Raw genomic sequence first — 1384 nt, forward strand, 5'->3', positions numbered from 1 at the left:
GGAGCTAGGCCCAGCCGGCCCAGACAGCCCAGACGGCTGCGGCCGAGGCCCGCCCAGGCCAGGTGGGCGCGGCCCCGTGCCCTGTTGGCGAGGTCCCGGCGGCCCGGGCGCCCGTGACGGGGAGACGGCATCCCGGCCCCGCGGATCCGGCCCACCGGCCGGGCCACCGGCGGCCTCCGGCCGCGGTGAGGTGCTGGCGAGCCCGTCCAGGTCCGCCAGCACGCCGTCCAGGAGCCGGTGGACCTCTTCGAAGACAGCGACGTGGGCCGACACCGGCAGCGTCGGCAGCCGCTCCACCCGGGCACGCGCGGCCTGGACGTCGTCCGGGACGTCAACGGTCATACGGTGTCCTCTTCCGTGACGGTGGTGGCAGGGGCGTCGTCCCGCGGCACGCCGCTGTCGTCCCATCCAGCATGTCGGATCCCGTCCACGGTATTGACTGTCGCAGCCGGGTGCATCGCGACCGAAGCGCCTCGGCGCGACGGGCAGTATCGCCGCCACCGACCGGCAGCGGAAGGCAGCCCGCTGCTATCTGTTGACGAGCGACGGCCGGCAGGGCACGGTACGGACCTGGCCGGAGAGAGGAATCGACCGGTATGGCGACCATGCAGCAGTGCGCGACGGCGTTGCACACGCTGGCGGAGCGGCTCAACGAACTCGCCGACGAGCGTCTGCGCAGGCTCGCACCCGACCGCACGATCGTGTGTCGGATTCCTGATCTCGGGGCGAGTTTCTGCGCGGAACTGCGTGACGGCAGCGTCCTCAATATCAGTGAAGGCAACGGCGCGGCTGGGCAGGTGACCGTCACGGTGAACAGCGACGATCTGATCGCCGTTACCGATGGCAGCCTAGAGCTTACATCTGCGTGGAGCAGTGGCCGACTGAAGGTGGACGCCAGCATGTGGGACCTGCTGCGGATGCGTTCCTTCCTGTAGGCCTTCCGGTAGCGGACCGCGCCGATCCAGCGGTCGGCCTTCGCCGACAGGATGCGTTCCTTCCGGCAGGCCTTCCCGCCCTGTAGGCCATCCCGCGGATCATCCGTGGATCGCCGTCCACGATGGATGATCATCGTCTGCGGACGGCCGGTCATGTGCCCGCGGGCGATACCCGCGGCGGCCGGCCCGCCAGGCCATCGCGCGATGCCACCGGGAACGTTCCTGACGGGATCCCGTCAGGCGGGACAACCACGTCTCGGGAGGCAAGCGCGTCAGGCAAGCGCGTCAGGCAAGGTCGGCGCAGCCGGGTGGGCGGCCGCCGGCCAGTTCGCGCACGGGGCCACCCGCGTCCGCCGCCGCCCAGGCGGCCACGCACGCCGCCCGCAGCGCGTCCAGGCCGTCGTCCCACACACCCTCATCCCGCACGTTCTCGTCCCGCACACCCTCGT

2 protein-coding genes are annotated in these 1384 nt (G+C 71.6%); one reads left to right on the plus strand and one right to left on the minus strand.

Going from position 1 to position 1384, the window contains the following annotated elements; translation table 11 throughout:
* Window positions 1–342: hypothetical protein (locus NBX02_RS16370; protein WP_250292059.1), on the minus strand; the 342-nt coding region annotated here is incomplete at its 3' end.
* A 254-nt stretch (window positions 343–596) separates the two neighbouring features.
* Between NBX02_RS16370 and NBX02_RS16375 the strand changes: the two genes are divergently transcribed.
* Window positions 597–935, plus strand: a complete 339-nt coding sequence (locus tag NBX02_RS16375) for an SCP2 sterol-binding domain-containing protein (protein ID WP_250281845.1) — start codon at window positions 597–599, stop codon at window positions 933–935.
* The last annotated feature ends 449 nt before the right edge of the window (window positions 936–1384 follow it).

Origin of the sequence: Protofrankia sp. CiP1_Cm_nod1 (assembly GCF_920888515.1) — a bacterium.
Taxonomy (GTDB): domain Bacteria; phylum Actinomycetota; class Actinomycetes; order Frankiales; family Frankiaceae; genus Protofrankia.